The following is a 19,180-nucleotide window of genomic DNA, read 5'->3' on the forward strand; positions in this document are numbered from 1 at the left end:
CGCATCTTTCCCGGAACTTTTCGTGAACGCGCGCTGTCGATGCGTGACCGTGACCATCGATCCGTAGCTTCCTACAACTCTACCCGCGTAGAAATTTTGTGCGGGTAGTCTGAAGGAACCTGCTCAGCACCACACACCGGGAGTGCCAGTGGCACGCGTCGTAGTCGACGTCATGCTCAAGCCGGAGATCCTCGACCCCCAGGGCCAGGCGGTGCAGCGCGCACTGCCGCGCCTCGGTTTCGACGGCATCTCCGACGTACGTCAGGGAAAGCGATTCGAACTGGAAGTGGACGGACCGGTCGACGAGGCCGCGCTCGCCCGCATCCACGAGCTCGCGGAATCCTTCCTCGCCAACACCGTGATCGAGGACTTCACCGTCAAGGTGGAGGAAGTCGCGGAGGCCGCCAAGTGACCGCTCGTATTGGCGTCGTCACTTTCCCCGGCAGCCTCGACGACCGGGACACGCAGCGCGCGATCCGTATCGCCGGCGCCGAGCCCGTCGCCCTCTGGCACAAGGACAAGGACCTCAAGCAGGTCGACGCCGTGGTGCTGTGCGGGGGATTCTCCTACGGCGACTATCTGCGCGCCGGGGCCATCGCCCGCTTCTCGCCGGTGATGGAGCCCCTCATCGAACAGGCGAGGTCCGGACTGCCGGTCCTCGGCATCTGCAACGGCTTCCAGATCCTCACCGAGGCCCACCTGCTGCCCGGCACGATGCTGCGCAACAACCACCTGCACTTCATCTGCCGCGACCAGAAGCTGCGGGTGGAGAACGACCGGACCGCCTGGACCAGTGACTACAGCGCCGGCCAGGAGATCCACATCCCGCTGAAGAACATCGACGGGCAGTACGTCGCCGACGAGCGCACGCTCGACGAGCTGGAGGCGGAGGGCCGGGTCGCCTTCCGCTACCTGGACGTCAACCCCAACGGTTCGCAGCGCGACATCGCCGGCGTCACCAACGCGGCCGGGAACGTCGTCGGTCTCATGCCGCACCCGGAGCACGCCGTCGAGTCCCTCATCGGCACCGGCCGCACCGACGGCCTGCCGTTCTTCACCTCGATCCTCAAGAAGCTGGTCAACGCATGAGCCGGACGCCTCTGGACACGGTCGAGCACGCGGCCGCGACCCCCGACGTCGAGCTGCCCTGGGCCGAACTCGGCCTGAAGAAGGACGAGTACGAGCGGGTGGTGGAGATCCTCGGCCGCCGCCCGACCGGCGCCGAACTCGCCATGTACTCGGTCATGTGGTCCGAGCACTGCAGCTACAAGTCCTCCAAGGTCCACCTCCGCCAGTTCGGCGAGAAGGCGCCGCAGAGCGACGCGCTGCTGGTCGGCATCGGGGAGAACGCCGGCGTCGTGGACGTCGGCCTCGGCTACGCGGTCACCTTCAAGGTCGAGTCGCACAACCACCCGTCGTACGTCGAGCCCTACCAGGGCGCGGCCACGGGTGTCGGCGGCATCGTCCGCGACATCATCGCGATGGGCGCCCGCCCGGTCGCGGTGGTCGACCCGCTGCGCTTCGGCGCCGCCGACCACCCCGACACCAAGCGCGTGCTGCCCGGCGTCGTCGCCGGCATCGGCGGCTACGGCAACTGCCTGGGCCTGCCCAACATCGGCGGCGAGGTCGTCTTCGACTCCTGCTACCAGGGCAACCCGCTGGTCAACGCCGGTGCCATCGGCGTGATGCGGCACGAAGACATCCACCTCGCCAAGGCGTCCGGCGCGGGCAACAAGGTCATCCTGTACGGCGCCCGGACCGGCGGCGACGGCATCGGCGGCGCGTCGATCCTCGCCTCCGAGACCTTCGACGACGCGAAGCCCTCCAAGCGCCCCGCGGTCCAGGTGGGCGACCCGTTCCAGGAGAAGCTCCTCATCGAGTGCACCCTGGAGGCGTTCGCCGAGAAGCTGGTCGTCGGCATCCAGGACCTCGGCGCGGCAGGCCTGTCCTGCGCCACGTCCGAGCTGGCCTCGAACGGCTCCGGCGGCATGACGGTCGTTCTCGACGACGTACCCCTGCGCGACTCCACGCTCTCCCCCGAGGAGATCCTGATGAGCGAGTCGCAGGAGCGGATGTGCGCGGTCGTCGAGCCGGGCAAGGTCGAGCGCTTCCTGGAGATCTGCGCGAAGTGGGACGTCATCGCCACCGTCATCGGTGAGGTGACCGACGGCGACCGCCTGGAGATCTACTGGCACGGCGAGAAGATCGTCGACGTCGACCCGCGGACCGTCGCCCACGACGGCCCGGTGTACGAGCGTCCGTACGCCCGCCCCTCCTGGCAGGACGCGCTCCAGGCGGACGACGCGAACAAGCTGCCGCGTCCGGAGTCGGCCGAGGAGCTGAAGGACCAGGTCCTCAAGCTGGTGGCGTCCCCGAACCAGGCGTCGAAGAAGTGGATCACCTCTCAGTACGACCACTTCGTCCAGGGCAACACCGTCCTCGCCCAGCCCGAGGACTCCGGCATGATCCGGATCGACGAGGAGACCGGCCTGGGCGTCGCCATCGCGACGGACGGCAACGGCCGTTACGCCAAGCTCGACCCGTACAAGGGCGCGCAGCTGGCCCTGGCGGAGGCCTACCGGAACGTGGCCACGACCGGCGCCAAGCCGCTCGCGGTCTCCGACTGCCTGAACTTCGGCTCCCCCGAGGACCCGGCGGTGATGTGGCAGTTCGCGGAGGCGGTACGCGGACTTGCGGACGCCTGTCAGCAGCTGGGCACGCCCGTGACCGGCGGCAACGTCTCCCTCTACAACCAGACCGGCGAGGCGGCGATCCACCCGACGCCGGTCGTCGCCGTCCTCGGCGTGATCGACGACGTGGCCCGCCGCACGCCGGTCGCCTTCCAGGAGGAGGGGCACCTGCTCTACCTCCTCGGCGACACCCGCGAGGAGTTCGGCGGCTCGGCCTGGTCCCAGGTCGTCCACGACCACCTCGGCGGCCTGCCGCCCGAGGTCGACCTGGAGCGCGAGCGCCTGCTGGCCGAGATCCTGATCTCGGCCTCCCGCGACGGCATGATCGACTCCGCGCACGACCTGTCGGACGGCGGACTGATCCAGGCGGTCGTCGAGTCGGCGCTGCTCGGCGGCAAGGGCGCCCGCCTGGTCGTCCCCGACGGCTTGGACGCCTTCACGTTCCTCTTCTCCGAGTCCGCGGGGCGCGCGATCGTCGCGGTCCCCCGCTCCGAGGAACTCCGCTTCACCGACATGTGCGGCGCCCGCGCCCTCCCGGCGACCCGGGTCGGTGTCGTCGACGGCACCACGATCGACCTCCAGGGCGAGTTCACCCTCCCCCTGGAAGAACTCCGCACCGCACACGAGTCCACCATCCCGACCCTCCTCGCGTAACCACCCGCCCGACGGCCACAAGGCCCCGCCCGTTCCCGGGCGGGGCCTTCGCCACCCCGCCACCCGCCCGACAGCGCCCCCCGGCCGGCCGCGGTGTCCGTCCCGGCGGTGGTTGCGTCGCCGGCTCGGGCAGTGGTGGGGTGCTTTTCCGGTGGCGGCCCGGGTGGTGGTGCCGGCGGGCGGCCGCGGTGTGCGTCACGGCAGTGGCTGCGGTACCGCCCCGGTGACCGCCCGGATGGTGGTCGGCAGTGGTTCGCGGCGCCCGGCCCGGCGGCGGCCAGGGATGTGGTGCTTGCGGTGGCTGCGGTGTCTGTCCGGGCGGGGACGCCGATGCCCGTCCGCTCCGCCGCCCCCGCCGCGCTCCCGGCGCGCACGGTCGTAGGCTCCCGCCATGCCCCCGGCCAAGAAACGCCCCCGTGCCTACGACCCCGTCAAGACCCGTGCTGCCGTTCTGGCACAGTTCGGCGAGGTGCGTCGCGCCGTCCGCGGCCTCACCCCGGAGCAGCTCGCGTTGCCCACGCGGTTGGGGGACTGGGTCGTGCGGGATCTCGTCGCGCACACCGGGATGGCGCTCGCCGCCGTGAGCCGGCTGCTCGGCGAGGCCGAGCCCGCGCGGCAGGACGCGCGGTTGTCCGACTGGCCCGCCGCCATCGGCGCCGACGCACCGGCGATCGCCGGCACGGCCCGGCACCTCGCCGAGCTCCATCCCGACCTGGACGCCCACCTCGCCGACGTCGAGCGGCGCTTCACCGCCGACCTCGACGCGCACCCGGGCACCCGTCTGCTCCCGACCAGCGCCGGCGCGCTCCCCCTGGCCGACTACGTCGTCACCCGCACCGTCGAGCTGGTCGTGCACACCGACGACCTCAACGCCGCGGTGCCGGGACTGGACGTCCCCCTCGACAGGCAGGCCCTCGCCGCCGCGACCCGCCTCCTCGCCGACGCGCTCGCCGCGAAGGCCCCGGGCGGCTCCACCGAGGTGCGGATCCCGCCGTACGCCGTGGTGCAGTGCGTCGAGGGTCCGCGGCACACCCGGGGCACCCCGCCCAACGTCGTCGAGACGGACCCGCTCACCTGGATCCGGCTCGCGACCGGACGCCTCACCTGGCCGGACGCCCTCGCCGAGGCCAAGGTGAGCGCCAGCGGGGAACGGGCCGATCTGGCGAATCTGCTCCCCCTGATGGCCTGAGAGGGGAACCGATCACCCCACCCGCCCCGTCGAATCGGCATGTCCAGGCAGAAGCAGTACCTCACCGTCACCTCGGCCCTCGCTCTCCTCCCGCTCGCCGTCGCCTGCGGCAGTGAGCAGGCGGGCAGTACGACGGCCGACGCCTCGAAGCCCGTCACCGGCGTCCACTGGAGCGTCGACAGCGTCACCGTCGACGGCACGCAGCACGACGCCCCCGCCGACGCGCACGTCACGATCGACGAGAGCGGCAAGGCGCAGGGCAACTACGGCTGCAACCACTTCAGCGCGCAGGCCTCCTTCGACGGCGACCGCGTCCGGCTCGGCGACGCGACCACGACCGAGATGGCCTGCGAGGAGAAGCCCATGACCTTCGAGAAGAACCTCGCCCGCACCCTCGCCGACGGCGCCCTGCGGACCGAGGTCGAAGGCGACCACCTGACGCTCACCACGGAGGCCGGCGACACCGTCCGCCTGACGGAGGAGAAGGCCGCCCCGCTGTACGGGACGAAGTGGACGATCACCGCCCTCGGCAAGGGCGGCCCGGACGGCACGGCCGAGTCCCTCCCCCAGGGCGCCGAAGGCACGGCCCACCTCACCTTCGACAAGGCCACCGGCCAGGTCAGCGGCCGGCTCACCTGCAACAAGGTGACCGCCGAGGCCACCGTCCGCGACGGGCGGATCACGCTCGGCCCCGCGTCCACCACGCGCATGATGTGCGAAGCCTCACTCATGGCGACCGAAAAGCGCCTGCTGGGCTTCTTCGACGGCACCGTGACCTATCGACTGGACCACCACAGCCTGACGCTGACCAGCGAAAACGGCGAGACTGTCACGGCCGGTGCCGGAAAGTGATCTCTACCGCCCGGTATCCCCAATTCGGACCAGTGGACGACCTCGCCTACACTCGGTGGCGTGCCACGTGGTGACGGTCGACTCAATCACGATCTGCTTCCCGGCGAGAAGGGCCCCCAGGACGCATGCGGCGTCTTCGGTGTCTGGGCTCCAGGCGAAGAGGTCGCAAAGCTCACGTACTTCGGGCTCTACGCCCTCCAGCATCGGGGCCAGGAATCCGCGGGAATCGCGGTCAGCAACGGCTCCCAGATCCTCGTCTTCAAGGACATGGGCCTGGTGTCCCAGGTCTTCGACGAGACGTCGCTAGGTTCCCTGCAGGGCCACATCGCGGTCGGTCACGCCCGCTACTCCACCACCGGTGCCTCGGTGTGGGAGAACGCCCAGCCGACGTTCCGCGCGACCGCGCACGGCTCCATCGCGCTCGGCCACAACGGCAACCTGGTCAACACGGCCAAGCTCGCCGAGATGGTCGCCGAACTCCCCAAGCAGGACGGCCGTACCACCCGGGTCGCCGCCACCAACGACACCGACCTGCTGACGGCCCTGCTGGCCGCGCAGGTCGACGCCGACGGCAAGCCGCTGACCGTCGAGGAGGCCGCCCCGGTCGTCCTGCCACAGGTCAGGGGAGCCTTCAGCCTCGTCTTCATGAACGAGCACACCCTCTACGCCGCCCGTGACCCGCAGGGCGTCCGCCCGCTGGTCCTCGGCCGCCTGGAGCGCGGCTGGGTCGTGGCGTCCGAGAGTGCCGCCCTGGACATCGTCGGGGCCAGCTTCGTGCGCGAGGTGGAGCCGGGCGAGTTCCTCGCCATCGACGAGAACGGCCTGCGTACCTCGCGATTCGCGGACGCGAAGCCCAAGGGCTGTGTCTTCGAGTACGTCTACCTGGCCCGCCCCGACACCGACATCGCCGGCCGGAACGTGTACCTGAGCCGGGTCGAGATGGGCCGCCGGCTCGCCAAGGAGGCGCCCGCCGAGGCCGACCTGGTCATAGCGACCCCGGAATCGGGCACCCCGGCCGCCATCGGCTACGCCGAGGCCTCGGGCATCCCCTTCGGTGCGGGTCTGGTGAAGAACGCGTACGTCGGACGTACGTTCATCCAGCCCTCCCAGACGATCCGCCAGCTCGGCATCCGGCTGAAGCTGAACCCGCTGAAGGAAGTCATCAAGGGCAAGCGGCTGGTCGTCGTCGACGACTCGATCGTCCGCGGCAACACCCAGCGCGCCCTGGTCCGCATGCTCCGCGAGGCGGGCGCCGCCGAGGTGCACATCCGGATCTCCTCGCCGCCCGTCAAGTGGCCCTGCTTCTTCGGCATCGACTTCGCCACCCGGGCCGAGCTCATCGCCAACGGCATGACGATCGAGGAGATCGGCACCTCGCTCGGCGCCGACTCCCTGGCGTACATCTCCATCGACGGCATGATCGAGGCAACCGCCATCGCCAAGCCGAACCTGTGCCGCGCCTGCTTCGACGGCGAGTACCCGATGGAGCTCCCGGACCCCGAACTGCTGGGCAAGCAGCTTCTGGAGACCGAGCTGGCGGCCGGTCCGGCGGCCACGGCCGCGGCCGACGCGATCCGCCGTCCGTAGGCCTCAGAGCCTCGTATCACCAACCGAAAGATCCCAGGCAATGTCTGCTGCAGACAATCAGTCGCCTCCGGCGACGGGTCCTGTCACCGGTGCCTCCTACGCGGCCGCCGGTGTCGACATCGAGGCGGGCGACCGCGCGGTCGAGTTGATGAAGGAGTGGGTGAAGAAGACGCAGCGCCCCGAGGTCCTCGGCGGCCTCGGCGGTTTCGCCGGCCTCTTCGACGCCTCCGCCCTCAAGCGCTACGAGCGCCCGCTCCTCGCCTCCGCCACGGACGGCGTGGGCACCAAGGTCGACGTCGCCCGCCAGATGGGTGTGTACGACACGATCGGCCATGACCTGGTCGCGATGGTCATGGACGACATCGTGGTGTGCGGCGCGGAGCCGCTGTTCATGACCGACTACATCTGCGTCGGCAAGGTGCACCCCGAGCGGGTCGCCGCCATCGTGAAGGGCATCGCGGAAGGCTGCGTGCTGGCCGGCTGCGCCCTGGTGGGCGGTGAGACGGCCGAGCACCCCGGCCTGCTGGGCGAGGACGACTTCGACGTCGCCGGCGCCGGTACGGGCGTGGTGGAGGCCGACCGGCTGCTGGGCGCGGACCGCATCCGAACGGGTGACGCCGTCATCGCCATGGCGTCCTCCGGTCTTCACTCGAACGGGTACTCGCTGGTCCGGCATGTCCTGCTGAACCAGGCGGGCCTGTCCCTGGAGGCCCACGTCGACGACCTCGGCCGCACCCTCGGGGAGGAGCTGCTGGAGCCGACGAAGATCTACTCGCTGGACTGCCTCGCGCTCACCCGCACCACCGAGGTGCACGCCTACAGCCACGTCACGGGCGGTGGTCTCGCGGCCAACCTGGCCCGGGTCGTCCCGGACGGCCTGCACGCGATCGTGGACCGCTCCACCTGGACCCCGGCGCCGGTCTTCGACCTGGTCGGCAGGGCGGGTGACGTCGAGCGCCTGGAGCTGGAGAAGACCCTCAACATGGGCGTCGGCATGATCGCGATCGTCCCGGAGGAGTCCACCGAGGTGGCCCTGGCGACCCTGGCCGACCGCGGGGTCGAGGCATGGGTGGCCGGCGAGATCACGGACCGTGGCGAGCACCCCGCGGGCGCGGCCCTGGTCGGCGACTACGACAGCTGAGCCCCGTGCGGGCAGCACAGAACCCGGTCGGTGACCAGGGGTCACCGACCGGGTGGGTGTTCAGTGCAAGGTCAAGCGCCGCGACGATGTGAGGACTGGCCTTCCTCGTCCTCGTCGTCGTCCTCATAGAGGTCGGCGTACCGTGCGTACAGGTCGTCGTCCTGCTCATCGTCCTCGAATTGATCACCGTTCGTACTCGGCGACGTATTCGCAGTCGATGCGCCCAGCTCCTCGGCCAGGCGTGAGAGATCTGTCCCACCGCTGTTGTACTTCAGCTGGCGGGCGACCTTCGTCTGCTTGGCCTTGGCCCGGCCGCGCCCCATGGCTCGACCCCCTCAACGACGGGGCTCGACGGCCCCAGAGTCTTGACACGCGTTCATGTTCCGGCACGGGCTCTCCGTGGAGAGACCGGTCCGTAGGGCTTCCACGGTACCTGAGCCCGCGCCCATACGGTACGTCGCCCGCAGCACGCGCGTGTGCACAGAACCTGCGAGGCGCCCCGTCCTCGCTGGTCAGTGGCGATTTTAACCACTTATTGGCGGCCGACCCGCCGGTCGAAGTGAGAGTTCTCTCCAACTGTCCACCGGCAGGTACCGCTCAAACCCTCCGAGGAGGCCTGCGGAACGTCACCATCCGCGGGCCGCGCGGGCCTCCGCCATCCGCTGCTCGGCGATCCGGTCGGCAGCGGCGGCCGGCGGAATCCCATCCGCCTTCGCACGTGCGAATATGGCCAGCGTGGTGTCGTAGATCTTCGCCGCCTTCGCCTTGCACCGGTCGAAGTCGAAGCCGTGGAGTTCGTCCGCGACCTGGATGACGCCGCCGGCGTTCACCACGTAGTCGGGCGCGTAGAGGATCCCGCGGTCGGCGAGGTCCTTCTCGACACCCGGATGGGCCAGCTGGTTGTTGGCCGCGCCGCACACCACCCGCGCGGTCAGCACCGGCACGGAGTAGTCGTTCAGCGCCCCGCCGAGCGCGCAGGGGGCGTAGATGTCGAGGCCGTCGACGCGGATCAGCGCGTCGGTGTCGGCGACCGCCGTGACGCCCGGGTGCCGCTCGGTGACCCGGCGCACGGCGTCCTCGCGCACGTCCGTGACGTGGACCTCGGCGCCCTCCGCCATCAGGTGCTCCACCAGGTGGTGGCCGACCTTGCCGACACCGGCGATGCCGACCCGGCGGCCGCGCAGCGAGGGGTCGCCCCACAGGTGCTGTGCGGAGGCGCGCATGCCCTGGTAGACGCCGAAGGCCGTGAGGACGGAGGAGTCGCCCGCCCCGCCGTTCTCGGGGGAGCGGCCGGTGGTCCAGCGGCACTCCCGGGCCACGACGTCCATGTCGGCGACGTACGTGCCGACGTCACAGGCGGTGACGTACCGGCCACCGAGGGAGGCCACGAAGCGCCCGTAGGCGAGCAGCAGCTCCTCGCTCTTGATCCGCTCGGGGTCGCCGATGATCACCGCTTTGCCGCCGCCGTGGTCCAGCCCGGCCATGGCGTTCTTGTACGACATCCCGCGCGCGAGGTTGAGCGCGTCGGCGACCGCCTCGGCCTCGTTCGCGTACGGGTAGAAGCGGGTACCGCCGAGGGCGGGGCCGAGGGCGGTGGAGTGAAGGGCGATCACGGCCTTCAGGCCGCTCGCGGGGTCCTGGCAGAGCACGACTTGCTCATGTCCGCCCTGGTCCGAGTGGAACAGGGTGTGCAGTACATCAGCAGGTGCGCCGGCTACGTCGGTCACGGTGGTGACTCCTGAGGTAAAAAGCGGCGATCGGACGGGGTCCCGTGCGGGTGGCGGGGCCTGTGAGCATGAGATTAGAGCCTTCCGGCCCCGCCGACCGAGCAGTGCTCAGGATCACCTCCGCACGGAGTACGTCCGTGCGACGATTTGCATAGTTTTCCCGCGCGTTTGTGGGCGGGTTCCGCAGGTTTCCCCGGCAGGCGGCGGGGGAGGGAGCAGGCGTGCCCAAGGTGTCCTCGGTGATCGTCCCGTACGCGGCGTACCTGCGCGTGTACGAGCCGCTGGCCGCCTTCCCGGAGCAGGAGCGCGATCACTGGGCCCGCTACGCCCGCCGGCCCGACCGCCCCTCGTACCAGGACGAACTGCGCCGCTCGCTGGCCGACTTGCTGCCGACCCCGCCCGTGCCCGTGCCGGTGCACGAGAGCGCGGACGCCTTCGTGCTGGAGGCCGACGGGGTGGTCCACGTCTGCCCCTGGCGGACCCGGCTGCGAGGCTGGCAGGCCCTCGGTGATCTCGCGGAGGAGCTCCCGCCCCCGCTGCTGGACGCCGTGCTGCCGCCGGTCCTGCGCCACCAGGCGACCCAGGACTACGAGCGCTGGCTGGCCGGCAACCCGGACGCCCGCCCCTGGATCCGCACGGCGACCTGGCAGGTGCCGCTGAACTGGTTCGTCCTCGTCTCCGACGAGGAGCGGGAGTACGACCAGGGCTCCGGCGGCACCGACGCGGTCCCGCCCGTGCTGCGCTACCGCACCCCCATGGTCCAGGCCCGTCGCCGGGTGGCCCGGGGTCTGCGCACGCTGCGGAACGCCATGGACGAGGGGCCGCTGATCGACGGCCTCGTGGACGTCGGGCGCTGGCTGGAGGAGTTCCACCCGCGCTCCCTGGTCGAACTCGACTACGGCGGGCTGGTGCACGCCCTGCGGGCCGGTGATCTGGAGGGCGACCACTCGGCGGCCGACGTGGCCGAGGGGATCGAGGCGCTGCGCCAGGGCGACGGGGTCGCGGCGGGCGAGGCGTACGCCCGCCTCGTGGAGCGCTGGCGCTCGGTGCGGGACCTGCGCTCGGCGAACTGACGTACCGTCCTGTGACCTGGCTTACGGTCCGTCAACAAGGGATCCAGAGCCCGATCTGGGCGTATGTGTCAAGAGTGTGATGCATGCGACAAGCGTGATGGAGCGCACGTACATGGCTCTTGCGTCCCTTGCCCATCCTCATGCCAAAATAGGACAAGGAGTCCGGGGAGGACTCTGTCCGTCCAGGTGTGTTCAACTGTGGGCGGATTCTACGTAATGCGTGCTTTGGGGGGTCTGGTGACTCCTGATCGCCCTGTGACTGATCGTCACGGTGGCGTGACTGTCCGCTATGGCATGGTCCATCGGCATCCGTCGCTGATGAACACCTGGGAGGGCAATTCCATCGGTTTGGCCGACGCGGCTGGACAGATGGTGTAGTTGTAGTGCCGAGGACAAGCCGTTCGTCCTATAACCGACTCGACTCGCGTCCGCCATTTCGGGCAACGCGGGTCAAGGTGCAGAATTTAGAGGAAAGAACCGAGAAGGTTCGGTTCTCCCGAGGAGGCCGCTCATGACCGCTCGCACCCCTGATGCCGAGCCGCTGCTGACCCCGGCTGAGGTCGCCACGATGTTCCGCGTCGACCCGAAGACGGTCACGCGGTGGGCGAAGGCCGGCAAGCTCACTTCCATCCGTACGCTCGGCGGGCACCGCCGCTACCGCGAGGCTGAGGTGCGCGCTCTGCTCGCGGGCATCCCGCAGCAGCGCAGCGAGGCCTGAACAACTGAATAACGGGGCAAATCGGCCGGTCCCCCCACCTGCCGAGGCGCCCGAAACCAAGCTCCAACCGACGCGGGTCCTGCCCCAACAGGGCTCTCGCCCAGTGGCTTCAGGCAACTGACAGGGTGCGTCGTCGATCGCGCTGGACTCCGCCGGGTCCAGCGCGATCTTTTTTGTGCGCGGGGTGGTCGGCCTGTGGGCGGGCTTGTCGGAGTCTGGGGAGGGGTGTCGGAGCTGCTGTGAGGAGGCCCCCCAGGAGAGTGCAATTGCACATATTAAATTGACCAGTTGTAGGAGAAGGGTAAGTACCGCTGTTTCAGAAACTCATGCGGTGACTCCCGTCACATGCCACCGTGCTTGTTGCCTCTGGCCTATGTGCGGTAAGGGAGTTGGGGATGTGAGGCAGGGTTCGCGGGGCACTCATGCGTCGGCGGGACGCTCGTCCGCGACGCTCTCCTCGGGGGTGTCCGTGGCGAGCGGTGCGGGGTCCGCGGCGAGGGCGAGGCGCAGCAGCCGATGGCAGACCGGGCAGTGCCGGGTCAGATGCCGGTACGACGACGCGGCCGCCAGATGCGCCCGGAGCAAGGCCCGCGTCTCATGCCTCACCGATGCCGCCATACGCCACCTCCGGGGGCCCAGCGGGCGTGTTGCCCTGGTTTCTGAGTACCTACCGAATCTGACGCCGTCAAGGCACCCCAGACACCCACGACCGAGGCCCGCCCCCCTTGAACATGGCTGAGGCCCGCGTCCCTTGACGGGTTGCGGGCCTCAGCCTTACTGCGCTCTGTCGCCTGCGGCTGCGCCGCGGGCGCGGCCTCTCGCGTGGCGCGGGGGGGTGGTCATGGCTGAGGTCCGCCCCCCGTTGACGGGATGCGGGTCTCGGTCGTGCTGCGGTCCTGATGGGATTTGCTGTGTCGCCTGCGGCTGCGCCGCGGGCGCGGCCTCCCGTGTGGCGAGGCGGTGTGGCGTGGGGGCGGTCATGACTGAGGCCCGCCCCCGTTGACGGGATGCGGGCCTCAGTCGTATGCGGTCCTGACGGGATTTGAACCCGCGGCCTCCACCTTGACAGGGTGGCGAGCACTCCAAACTGCTCCACAGGACCAGGTTTCGCGGCGCCATTTCTGCGTTGCGCTGCGAGAAGAGACTGTACAGGAGCCGGGCCGCCTGGTCGAACTCACTTAGTGTGCGGGGCTCCTCACGGCGCCGCGGCGTCGATCGCCTTCACGATCCGCTTGTCCGACACGGGGTACGCCGTGCCCAGCGCGTGCGCGAAATAGCTGACGCGGAGCTCCTCGATCATCCAGCGGATGTCCAGGACGGCGGCCGGCACCGGCCGGCCCTGCGGCATCTGCTCCAGGAGCCAGGCGTACTCGTCCCGCATCTCCTGGACCTTCTCCATGCGGGTGGTGTCCCGCTGGACGTTCGTCGGCATCTGCTGCAGACGCCGGTCCGCGGCCACCAGGTAGCGCATGAGGTGCGGCAGCCGGCCCAGCCCCGCCGCCGTCACGAAACCGGGCTTCACAAGGGCGTCCAACTGCTCGCGCACGTCCGCGAGGTTTGCCAGCAGCGCGGGGCTGCGTACGGCCTTCAGGCGGCGCTCACAGGCCTGCCAGGCGGCCAGGACCTGCTGCACCTGGCCCACCGCGCGCACGGTCGTGTCGACGATCTCGGCCCGCACCTTGTCGTAGAGCTTGCGGTACGACTCCTCGTCCCACACCGGCCCCCCGAAGTCGGCGATCAGCTTGTCCGCGGCCGCCGTCGCACAGTCGTCGAAGAGGGCCTGGACGGAACCGTGCGGGTTGGCCGAGAGGGCGAGCTTGTGGGCGTTGGTCAGCTTGTCCGAGGCGAACTTCGCGGGGTTGACCGGGATGTTGCGCAGGATGAGCCGGCGCGTGCCCCGCCACATGGCCTCGGCCTGCTCCGCCTCGGTGTCGAAGAGCCGTACGGAGACCGTGTCCGCCGCCGGACCGTCGTCGACGAGGGCCGGGTAGGCCTTGACCGGCTGGCCGGCCCGGCGGGTCTCGAAGACGCGGGTGAGCGTGCCGATCGTCCAGTCGGTCAGGCCCGTGCGCTCGACGGACTCGCCGCCGCTGCGCTCCGCGGTCGCCGCGGCGGCCTGCGAGAGGGCCTTGCGGGCCTTCGGCTTGAGCTGGATCCGCAGCGCCTCCAGATCCTTGTCCTCGGCCAGCTTGCGGCGCCGCTCGTCCACGATCCGGAAGGTGATCCGCAGATGGTCGGGGACCTTGGCCCAGTCGAAGTCGTCGGCGGTGAAGGGCACGCCGACCATGCGCTTCAACTCGCGGGCCATGGTCGTGGTGAGCGGCTCCTGGAGGGGCACGGCGGCGTCCAGGAAGCGCTTGGCGAAGTTCGGCGCGGGCACGTAGTTGCGGCGGATCGGCTTGGGCAGGGTGCGGATGAGCTCCGTGACCACGTCCTCCCGCAGGCCCGGGATCTGCCAGTCGAAGCCCTCGTCGGTGACCTGGTTGAGGACCTGGAGCGGGATGTGGACGGTGACGCCGTCGGCGTCCGCGCCCGGCTCGAACTGGTAGGTGACCCGGAACGTGAGCGGGCCCTGGCGCCAGGAGTCGGGGTAGTCCGCCTTGGTGACCGCCTCCGCCGACTCGCGGATGAGCATCTCTCGCTCGAAGTCGAGGAAGTCGGGCTGCTCGTGCCGTTTGCGCTTCCACCAGGAGTCGAAGTGCGCGCCGGAGACGACGTGTTCGGGCACCCGCTGGTCGTAGAAGTCGAACAGGGTCTCGTCGTCGACCACGATGTCGCGGCGTCGGGCGCGGTGCTCCAGCTCCTCGACCTCGCTGAGGAGTCGGCGGTTGTCGGCGAAGAACTTGTGGTGGGTCCGCCAGTCGCCCTCGACGAGCGCGTTGCGGATGAACAGCTCGCGGCTGGCCTCCGCGTCGATCCGGCCGTAGTTCACCTTGCGCTGGGCGATGATCGGGACGCCGTACAGCGTGACCTTCTCGTACGCCATCACCGCCGCCTGGTCCTTCTCCCAGTGCGGTTCGCTGTACGTCCGCTTGATCAGGTGCCCGGCGAGGGGCTCGACCCACTCGGGCTCGATCTTCGCGTTGACACGGGCCCAGAGGCGGGACGTCTCGACGAGCTCGGCGGACATCACGAACCGGGGCTGCTTCTTGAACAGCGCCGAGCCGGGGAAGATCGCGAACTTGGCGCTGCGCGCGCCCAGGTACTCGTTCTTGTTGCCGTCCTTCACGTCCTTCATCCCGATGTGGGAGAGGAGGCCGGCGAGGAGGGAGGTGTGGATGTGGTCGGCGGGGGCGTCGTCCTCGTTCAGGTGGACGCCCATCTGCTTGGCGACGGTGCGCAGCTGGGTGTAGATGTCCTGCCATTCGCGAATGCGCAGGAAGTTGAGGTACTCCTGCTTGCACATGCGGCGGAAGGACGACGAGCCGCGCTCACGCTGCTGCTCGCGCAGGTAGCGCCAGAGGTTGAGGTAGGCGAGGAAGTCGCTGGTCTCGTCCCGGAAGCGGGCGTGCTGCTGGTCGGCCTGGGCCTGCTTGTCCGACGGGCGTTCGCGGGGGTCCTGGATGGAGAGCGCGGCGGCTATGACCATGACCTCGCGGGCACAGCCGTTCCTGTCGGCCTCCAGGACCATCCGGGCCAGCCGCGGGTCGACCGGGAGCTGGGCGAGCTTGCGGCCGGTGTCCGTGAGCCGCTTGCGGGTGTCCTTCTGCGCCGGGTCCAGCGCGCCCAGTTCCTGGAGCAGCTGCACGCCGTCGCGGATGTTGCGGTGGTCCGGGGGGTCGATGAAGGGGAACTTCTCGATGTCGCCGAGACCCGCGGCGGTCATCTGCAGGATGACGCTCGCCAGGTTCGTACGGAGGATCTCCGCGTCCGTGAACTCCGGGCGGGCCTCGAAGTCGTCCTCGCTGTAGAGGCGGACGCAGATGCCGTCGGACGTACGGCCGCAGCGGCCCTTGCGCTGGTTGGCGCTGGCCTGGGAGATCGCCTCGATGGGCAGGCGCTGGACCTTGGTGCGGTGGCTGTAGCGCGAGATGCGGGCGAAGCCGGGGTCGATGACGTACTTGATGCCCGGGACGGTGAGGGAGGTCTCGGCGACGTTGGTCGCCAGAACGATCCTGCGTCCGGTGTGCTGCTGGAAGACCCGGTGCTGCTCGGCGTGCGAGAGCCGCGCGTACAGCGGAAGGACCTCGGTGAACCTGTACTTCTTCTTCTCCAGCGCGTCCGCCGTGTCGCGGATCTCCCGCTCACCGGAGAGGAAGACGAGGATGTCGCCCTTGCCCTCGCCCATCAGTTCCTCGACGGCGTCCGTGATCGCGGTGATCTGGTCGCGGTCGGCGTCGTCCGACTCCTCTTCGAGCAGCGGCCGGTAGCGCACCTCCACGGGGTACGTCCGCCCGCTGACCTCGATGATCGGGGCGTCGCCGAAGTGCCGCGAGAAGCGCTCGGGGTCGATGGTCGCCGAGGTGATGACGACCTTGAGGTCGGGCCGCCTCGGCAGCAACTGCGCGAGATAGCCCAGCAGGAAGTCGATGTTCAGGGACCGCTCGTGGGCCTCGTCGATGATGATCGTGTCGTAGGCGCGCAGCTCGCGGTCGGTCTGGATCTCGGCGAGCAGGATGCCGTCGGTCATCAGCTTGATGAAGGTGGCGTCCGGGTTCACCTGGTCGGTGAAGCGGACCTTCCAGCCGACGGCCTCGCCGAGCGGCGTGTCGAGTTCCTCGGCGACCCGCTCGGCGACCGTGCGGGCGGCGATCCGGCGGGGCTGGGTGTGGCCGATCATGCCGCGGGCGCCCCGGCCGAGCTCCACGCAGATCTTGGGGATCTGCGTGGTCTTCCCGGACCCGGTCTCACCGGCGACGATCACGACCTGGTGGTCGCGGATGGCGTCGGCGATCGCGTCCTTCTTCTGGCTGACGGGGAGCTGCGGCGGATAGCTGACCACCGGCGCCTGCGCCCGGCGGTCGGCCATCCGGGTCTCGGCCTTCTCGATCTCCGCCTCGATCTCGGCGAGTACGGCGTCACGGGCCTCCGGCTTGCGGATCTTCCGTGCACCTTCGAGCCTGCGACCGAGCCGATGCGCGTCGCGCAGGGAGAGGTCCGTCAGGCGGGTGGCGAGGGCAGGCTGCGTAGACATACGGGTTCCAGGATCGCACCTCGCCCGAACGACTGGCGAACCATTTGCCTGTGACGCGACCGGCTCGGAGGCCGGGCCGGCCGGCGGCACGCCCCCGCGGCATGCCAGGTCCACGGCCGTCGGCGTTCATGAACATCACATTGCGCCGGGCCCTGCGGCCCGGCCGCACGCGGATACTGACCGGGCGCGGCGGAGGGGCGGGACAGCGGATGGAGTGGACGGTGTGGGCGGGCCTGGCCGCAGGGCTGCTGATCGCGGTGGTGACCGCGCCGGCCGGCGTCTCCGGCGCGGTCTTCCTGCTGCCGGTCCACCTGAGTGTGTTCGGGGTGCCGAGCCCGGCGATCACACCGACGAACCTGCTGTTCAACGTGGTTGCCGGACCGGGCGCCCTGTGGCGCTGGCGCCGCGACGGCGCGCTGCGCGGACCGCTCACCCGGCGCCTGATCGCCGGCACCCTGCCGGGCGTGGTCCTCGGCGCCGCGATCCGCGTCCACGCCCTTCCGGGACCGGGGATCTTCCGGTTGCTGATCGCCGCCCTGCTCCTGCCGGTCGGACTCGGGCTGTGCGTGCGCACGCTCGCCCCGCCCCGTGGCCCGCGCGCTCCGACGGAGCCGTCCCCGGGCGTCCTCACCTGCCTGGCGGTGGGGGTGGGGGTGGTCGGCGGGATCTACGGGATCGGCGGCGGTTCGCTGCTGGGGCCGATCCTGGCCGCCCGCGGACTGCCCATGGCCCGGGTGGCGCCGGCCGCGCTCGCCGCCACCTTCGTCACGTCGCTGGTAGGGGCCGCCGCGTACGTGCTGCTGTCCCTGGCGAGCTCCGGTGACGTCGCCCCCGACTGGTCGCTCGGCGTGGCCTGCGGCCTGGGCGGCCTGGTCGGCGGCTACCTCGGGGCGCGCCTCCAACCCCGCCTGCCCGACCGGGCGTTGCGCCTGCTCCTCGGCACCCTCGCCACGACGATCGGCGCTCTCTACGCCGCCCGGACCTTGACCTGATTCGAGCGGGCCCGTGACGCTTCCCCGACGGAGCGCCGAGACGCCCGACGTGCCGCTCAGGCAGGCCGGCGTAGTGCTCGCCGCCCGGCACGGGAACCGCGGGGTCCCCGCGCCCGGCGGCGAGGCGGTCCGTTCCTGTTCCGGAAGCGTGGCCCGGCTCGGCTCAGGCGGAGACGTACGGCCCTTCGGTCGCCTTCAGCCGCAGCATGGCCGTCAGCCGGACGGCGAAGTACACCGCTGCCGCAGCCGCGGCGACGTCCAGGATGTCGGACGCCATCAGCTGGAGCACGGCGTCCCGGATCTCCCCGAGGGACTCGGCGTCCTGGTAGCTCCGGCCGGCGTACCGGCTGAACAGGGTCGTGGCGACGAACAGGCCCCACCACAGGTTGACCGGCCAGAAGGAGACCTTGTGCGGCTCGCCGTCGGCCGGCAGCCGAGTGCCGGCCCCCCACATGTCGATGGCGACGCGATAGGGCATCCAGAGGTTCGCCACCGGGATGAACCAGGATCCGATCGCCCAGCCGGGGCCGTTGCGGAACCGGTCCGGCCCGAGCGCCCCGGCGTCCTGGCGCATGCGGTGGAACCAGAGGACGAAGACGATCGCACAGGCGAGGAATGCGACGCTCTGGAGCTGTCCGGCCGTCCGGTACAGCGCGTCGGCGCTGTCCAGCTCCTGCTGGGAGGCGAAAGCGAAGGCCTGATCCCCCTCGATCAGCGTGTACACCCGGACACCGGCATAGACGGCGAACAGGTCGCTGAGGGCGACGGCCGCGAGCAGCGCCGACAGGCCGGTCAGGAGGTACCGCGGCAACCGCGGTACCTGGTGGGGCAGGTCGGGAAGCGGACGGAGATCGGCGGATGCGGACATGACGATGGCCCCCCGGGCACAGAAACGGAGTCGCCCGCGGAAGATCGCGTGCTGGGGGAAGATACGACGGCCGCGTGCGGTCCGTCCACGGTGAATCCGCAGGACCGAAGGGTGGCTGACATGGGGGTACGCGTCGGCGTCCGGAAAGCGGAACGCCCGCTCCGAGCAATCCCGGAGCGGGCGATGTCGCTTTTCAGCGTTGTGGCTGGGGCCGGGGTCGAACCGGCGACCTATCGCTTTTCAGGCGATCGCTCGTACCAACTGAGCTACCCAGCCACGGGGTTCGTGCGAACCCCGAGCGGTCCTGACGGGATTTGAACCCGCGGCCTCCACCTTGACAGGGTGGCGAGCACTCCAAACTGCTCCACAGGACCAGGTGTGGTTGGTGCGCGAACCAACGTAGCTAAGTGTCGCACACCGAACTGCGTGCCCCCAACGGGATTCGAACCCGTGCTACCGCCTTGAAAGGGCGGCGTCCTAGGCCGCTAGACGATGAGGGCTATCGGCCCGCCTGCGCGCTTCTCAGCGCGTCGGGGACGTGAGAAGCATATGGGA

General features: G+C 70.1%; 15 protein-coding genes and 4 tRNA genes. 10 read left to right on the forward strand and 9 right to left on the reverse strand.

The annotated features are described in order from the left end of the window. Positions 1–148: 148 nt before the first annotated feature. The 7 genes from purS (at position 149) to purM (ending at position 8,113) form a co-directional block, all read left to right on the forward strand. Positions 149–412 carry a phosphoribosylformylglycinamidine synthase subunit PurS gene (gene purS / locus ACZ7LV_RS34615; RefSeq protein ID WP_053763366.1) on the forward strand — a complete coding sequence of 88 codons (264 nt, stop codon included), beginning with the start codon at positions 149–151 and terminating at the stop codon, positions 410–412. Beyond that, complete coding sequence (gene purQ / locus ACZ7LV_RS34620) at positions 409–1,089, forward strand: phosphoribosylformylglycinamidine synthase subunit PurQ (protein WP_401674617.1); 681 nt, start codon at positions 409–411, stop codon at positions 1,087–1,089. The genes purS and purQ overlap by 4 nt, the downstream gene beginning before the upstream one ends. Beyond that, the gene (purL, locus tag ACZ7LV_RS34625; protein ID WP_471945331.1) at positions 1,086–3,344 is read left to right on the forward strand and encodes a phosphoribosylformylglycinamidine synthase subunit PurL; all 2,259 of its coding nucleotides are present in this window, start codon (positions 1,086–1,088) and stop codon (positions 3,342–3,344) included. The genes purQ and purL overlap by 4 nt, the downstream gene beginning before the upstream one ends. A gap of 391 nt (positions 3,345–3,735) precedes the next feature. After that, complete coding sequence (locus ACZ7LV_RS34630) at positions 3,736–4,533, forward strand: maleylpyruvate isomerase family mycothiol-dependent enzyme (protein WP_471945332.1); 798 nt, start codon at positions 3,736–3,738, stop codon at positions 4,531–4,533. A 39-nt stretch (positions 4,534–4,572) separates the two neighbouring features. Further along, positions 4,573–5,385, forward strand: coding sequence for an META domain-containing protein (locus ACZ7LV_RS34635; RefSeq protein ID WP_471945333.1), 813 nt, complete (start codon positions 4,573–4,575; stop codon positions 5,383–5,385). A 60-nt stretch (positions 5,386–5,445) separates the two neighbouring features. Then, entirely contained in the window at positions 5,446–6,972 is a 1,527-nt protein-coding gene (gene purF / locus ACZ7LV_RS34640; protein WP_471945334.1) for an amidophosphoribosyltransferase, read from the forward strand. A 40-nt stretch (positions 6,973–7,012) separates the two neighbouring features. Continuing rightward, positions 7,013–8,113, forward strand: a complete 1,101-nt coding sequence (gene purM / locus ACZ7LV_RS34645) for a phosphoribosylformylglycinamidine cyclo-ligase (protein ID WP_471945335.1) — start codon at positions 7,013–7,015, stop codon at positions 8,111–8,113. Between the two features lie 71 nt (positions 8,114–8,184). On the opposite strand, the gene ACZ7LV_RS34650 is transcribed toward purM, so the two are convergent. Together ACZ7LV_RS34650 and ACZ7LV_RS34655 are read right to left on the reverse strand one after the other, a co-directional pair. Continuing rightward, positions 8,185–8,436 carry a DUF3073 domain-containing protein gene (locus tag ACZ7LV_RS34650; protein ID WP_401674599.1) on the reverse strand — a complete coding sequence of 84 codons (252 nt, stop codon included), beginning with the start codon at positions 8,434–8,436 and terminating at the stop codon, positions 8,185–8,187. A 303-nt stretch (positions 8,437–8,739) separates the two neighbouring features. Further along, the gene (locus ACZ7LV_RS34655; RefSeq protein ID WP_471945336.1) at positions 8,740–9,840 is read right to left on the reverse strand and encodes a Leu/Phe/Val dehydrogenase; all 1,101 of its coding nucleotides are present in this window, start codon (positions 9,838–9,840) and stop codon (positions 8,740–8,742) included. 221 nt (positions 9,841–10,061) lie between these two features. On the opposite strand from ACZ7LV_RS34655, the gene ACZ7LV_RS34660 reads away from it, so the two are divergent. Beyond that, entirely contained in the window at positions 10,062–10,913 is an 852-nt protein-coding gene (locus tag ACZ7LV_RS34660; RefSeq protein ID WP_471945337.1) for a DUF8083 family protein, read from the forward strand. A 511-nt stretch (positions 10,914–11,424) separates the two neighbouring features. Beyond that, on the forward strand, positions 11,425–11,631 hold the full coding sequence (bldC, locus tag ACZ7LV_RS34665) for a developmental transcriptional regulator BldC (protein ID WP_003949541.1): 207 nt from the start codon (positions 11,425–11,427) through the stop codon (positions 11,629–11,631). Between the two features lie 420 nt (positions 11,632–12,051). On the opposite strand, the gene ACZ7LV_RS34670 is transcribed toward bldC, so the two are convergent. The 3 genes from ACZ7LV_RS34670 to hrpA all read right to left on the reverse strand — a co-directional run bounded on the left by ACZ7LV_RS34670 (position 12,052) and on the right by hrpA (position 16,765). Next, entirely contained in the window at positions 12,052–12,249 is a 198-nt protein-coding gene (locus ACZ7LV_RS34670) for a DUF6274 family protein (protein WP_471945338.1), read from the reverse strand. Between the two features lie 409 nt (positions 12,250–12,658). Further along, positions 12,659–12,733: transfer RNA gene (locus ACZ7LV_RS34675), tRNA-Asp, on the reverse strand. Positions 12,734–12,826: 93 nt separating this feature from the next. Next, positions 12,827–16,765 (reverse strand): ATP-dependent RNA helicase HrpA, encoded by a 3,939-nt coding sequence (hrpA, locus tag ACZ7LV_RS34680; RefSeq protein ID WP_471945339.1) that lies wholly within the window; start codon positions 16,763–16,765, stop codon positions 12,827–12,829. Positions 16,766–16,974: 209 nt separating this feature from the next. On the opposite strand from hrpA, the gene ACZ7LV_RS34685 reads away from it, so the two are divergent. Further along, positions 16,975–17,757, forward strand: a complete 783-nt coding sequence (locus tag ACZ7LV_RS34685) for a sulfite exporter TauE/SafE family protein (RefSeq protein WP_471945364.1) — start codon at positions 16,975–16,977, stop codon at positions 17,755–17,757. A gap of 163 nt (positions 17,758–17,920) precedes the next feature. On the opposite strand, the gene ACZ7LV_RS34690 is transcribed toward ACZ7LV_RS34685, so the two are convergent. From ACZ7LV_RS34690 to ACZ7LV_RS34705, 4 genes are all read right to left on the reverse strand, one after another. Beyond that, complete coding sequence (locus tag ACZ7LV_RS34690) at positions 17,921–18,625, reverse strand: DUF4328 domain-containing protein (RefSeq protein ID WP_471945340.1); 705 nt, start codon at positions 18,623–18,625, stop codon at positions 17,921–17,923. A 202-nt stretch (positions 18,626–18,827) separates the two neighbouring features. After that, a tRNA-Phe gene (locus tag ACZ7LV_RS34695) sits at positions 18,828–18,901 on the reverse strand. 23 nt (positions 18,902–18,924) lie between these two features. After that, positions 18,925–18,999 (reverse strand) — tRNA-Asp (locus tag ACZ7LV_RS34700). A 53-nt stretch (positions 19,000–19,052) separates the two neighbouring features. Next, a tRNA-Glu gene (locus ACZ7LV_RS34705) sits at positions 19,053–19,125 on the reverse strand. Between the last annotated feature and the right edge of the window lie 55 nt (positions 19,126–19,180).

The sequence above is a fragment of the Streptomyces sp. NPDC107562 genome, assembly GCF_055657325.1.

What these genes read in the sequence shown, in the direction of transcription:
- purL (WP_471945331.1), top strand. Translation starts at nt 1,086, where the DNA reads ATGAGCCGGACGCCTCTGGACACGGTCGAGCACGCGGCCGCGACCCCC.
- ACZ7LV_RS34690 (WP_471945340.1), bottom strand. Translation starts at nt 18,625, where the DNA reads ATGTCCGCATCCGCCGATCTCCGTCCGCTTCCCGACCTGCCCCACCAG.
- hrpA (WP_471945339.1), bottom strand. Translation starts at nt 16,765, where the DNA reads ATGTCTACGCAGCCTGCCCTCGCCACCCGCCTGACGGACCTCTCCCTG.
- ACZ7LV_RS34670 (WP_471945338.1), bottom strand. Translation starts at nt 12,249, where the DNA reads ATGGCGGCATCGGTGAGGCATGAGACGCGGGCCTTGCTCCGGGCGCAT.
- ACZ7LV_RS34635 (WP_471945333.1), top strand. Translation starts at nt 4,573, where the DNA reads ATGTCCAGGCAGAAGCAGTACCTCACCGTCACCTCGGCCCTCGCTCTC.
- ACZ7LV_RS34650 (WP_401674599.1), bottom strand. Translation starts at nt 8,436, where the DNA reads ATGGGGCGCGGCCGGGCCAAGGCCAAGCAGACGAAGGTCGCCCGCCAG.
- bldC (WP_003949541.1), top strand. Translation starts at nt 11,425, where the DNA reads ATGACCGCTCGCACCCCTGATGCCGAGCCGCTGCTGACCCCGGCTGAG.
- ACZ7LV_RS34630 (WP_471945332.1), top strand. Translation starts at nt 3,736, where the DNA reads ATGCCCCCGGCCAAGAAACGCCCCCGTGCCTACGACCCCGTCAAGACC.
- ACZ7LV_RS34685 (WP_471945364.1), top strand. Translation starts at nt 16,975, where the DNA reads ATGGAGTGGACGGTGTGGGCGGGCCTGGCCGCAGGGCTGCTGATCGCG.
- purM (WP_471945335.1), top strand. Translation starts at nt 7,013, where the DNA reads ATGTCTGCTGCAGACAATCAGTCGCCTCCGGCGACGGGTCCTGTCACC.